General features: G+C 54.0%; 2 protein-coding genes. One reads left to right on the top strand and one right to left on the bottom strand.

Annotated features, from left to right (window positions below; translation table 11 throughout):
* Positions 1 to 726 (bottom strand): IS1595 family transposase (locus VKV18_RS09650; protein WP_324203998.1); only part of this gene is annotated, 726 nt, incomplete at its 3' end.
* 242 nt (positions 727 to 968) lie between these two features.
* Between VKV18_RS09650 and VKV18_RS09645 the strand changes: the two genes are divergently transcribed.
* Positions 969 to 2,108, top strand: coding sequence for a carbon-nitrogen hydrolase family protein (locus VKV18_RS09645; RefSeq protein ID WP_324203997.1), 1,140 nt, complete (start codon positions 969 to 971; stop codon positions 2,106 to 2,108).
* The last annotated feature ends 234 nt before the right edge of the window (positions 2,109 to 2,342 follow it).

Raw genomic sequence — 2,342 nt, 5'->3', positions numbered from 1 at the left:
CAGCGAGATAACCCGATGGACCCGTGGCAGCAGATCGGACGGTGATTTCTGATGACCTCGAAGAAAGGTGATCCGATGGCGGTAGCCTTCCTTTTCCAGAGGCTCATAGCCCAACCACGCGTCGGTATGCACGACGCTGCCCGGTTCGATGGAGTCTCGCACAAACGGCATCAAGCTTGCGGCCGAGGCGTCGGCGATCCGTCGCATCCGTATCCGCCCGATACCGTGGCCCTCTTCTTGCGCCGCCACCGCGATCAAAGCCTTCTTCTCGGTCTGCCGACCCCGCATACCCTTTTCTATGCCGCCGAGATACGTTTCATCTACTTCGATCGCCCCGGCGAGCCGCTCCCGGCCCGGCCTCACCATCGCCCGGCACAATTTATGCAGCCAAGCCCAGGCGGTTTGGTAACTTCCCAAGCCCAATACCCGCTGCAGCCCCAGAGCGCTGACGCCGTTCTTCTGTGTGGTCACCCACCATATCGCCCGAAACCAAAGCATGAGCGGGGTGTGCGTGTCCTGGAAAATTGTGCTAGCGGTTACGGAGATTTGGCGACCGCAGCCCGCACACTGCCACAGAACCGAACTCAACGGCCAAGCCTTGGCGGCTGTGCAATGCGGGCATCGAAATCCCTCCGGCCACCGAAGCCGGAACAGATACTCGCGGCAGGCTCGCTCCAACCTGAACCGAGCCTCGAACTCTGCGACGGTCCGAGGGTAGTCCTCCATCGGCCCGCATACTACCGGTTGCGGTTAGGTAAGTCAAGTGGATACCCACATCCGCCAATATCGACTCACGAACTGAATAAAGAACAATTTTTATTGTTAGCTTCGAAGTTCGCACCTGTTTCTTTCTGGCAGAATATATTTCATCATTTCACTTTCATTCTGTATTCAGGCGTAGGGCGATTTGACATCGCTCCAACTTTCCCGTTTGATTCCGGCTGCGCCGGGTTAGGAGGATTGAATAAATGAAAAGACGTGAATTTATTAAAAATATGGCAGTAGGAGTGACTGCGCTTGCCGACATCAACTGTAACGGCACAAGAGCTCAACGAATAAACCAGGAGGAAGGAACCCACGCACGGGAGAGCGTTGGATCCGGCTGGGACGACGGCATCGGTCGCCCGGTCCGCATCGTAAGCATCGGTTTCAAAGAGGGCACTTGGCCTCTTGAAAGAATCGCCAAGACCGTGGACGAAGAGGGGGCACGCAGGCCAGATATCATTACCTTGCCTGAGCTTGAGCGCGGGCAGGATCAGGCGAGTGAGGAGCCACTCCACGGACCAACCGTGTCGGCGATGAGCCGTTTAGCCAAAAAGCACAAAACATACATTGCATGTCCAATTGATCGAAGAGACAGCGAGAAGAGATACAACTCGGTTGTACTGCTCGATCGTTCAGGAAATGTCGCATGCGTCTACGATAAGGTTTTCCCTTATTGGGGGGAATACGACGTACATCCTCCTGTTTCGCCAGGCGACGCAACACGCGTCTATGATGCAGATTTTGGACGTGTAGGCTTTGCAACCTGTTTCGACGTCAATTTTCCGGAAGTGTGGCGACGCCTGTCAGACCAAGGGGCCGAAGTGGTGATATGGCCAAGCGCGTACTCTGCGGGTATCTCGCTACAAGCCCATGCGATCAATTTTCACTATTATATTGTTACCTGCTCGCAGACCCCAGATTGCATCGCATATGACATTACTGGGGAACGGATTCTCTATCACCGAGGTGCTCATAACTCTAACATCAGTCGAATTACTTTGGACTTAGATCGGTGTGTCTTCCATGAGAACTTCAATATTTCGAAACGCGACAAATTGTTGAGAGAACACCCTGAAGATGTTGAGCAAGAAAAATGGATGCAGTTGGAACAATGGTTTGTGCTCAGAGCCAAACGGCCCGGCGTCAGTGCCCGACTGTTGGCCAGTCAATATGGCTTAGAGGAACTCCGGCACTATATTAGTCGTAGCCGGTTGGCAATCGATGCTCGCCGTGGATGGGAATTTGAGGAAAGGATCGTGTTCCCGGAGAAGAGCATAGAAGAGCTCAAGGCTTTGGCTTCAGAGACTGAGATCGCGAAGTTGCCGCGTTCCAAGCGAGCTTAAGTGGTGACGAACACAGCAGCAAAGCCAAGCGGGGGTAACACGTCGTGTAATTGTTGGGATACGATAAGACGTGTCTCTGCCACTCTAGGTTTCTGGGCTCTATAGCACAATATGTGGGTAGATCTTCGCTGACGATGACGGACTAAAGGAGCGGAGGCGACAAGCAAAAGGCGCACAAGGGGAGCGCCGCCCAAAGCGCGGCTGAGAAAAACGGGTTTCCATCGGTGGGGTTAA

It is taken from the genome of Chthonomonas sp., assembly GCF_035294505.1.
In the GTDB taxonomy this organism is placed as follows: domain Bacteria; phylum Armatimonadota; class Chthonomonadetes; order Chthonomonadales; family Chthonomonadaceae; genus Chthonomonas.
Note: the sequence above shows the minus strand (reverse complement) of the source record. Positions and strands in the feature narration are given on the sequence as shown.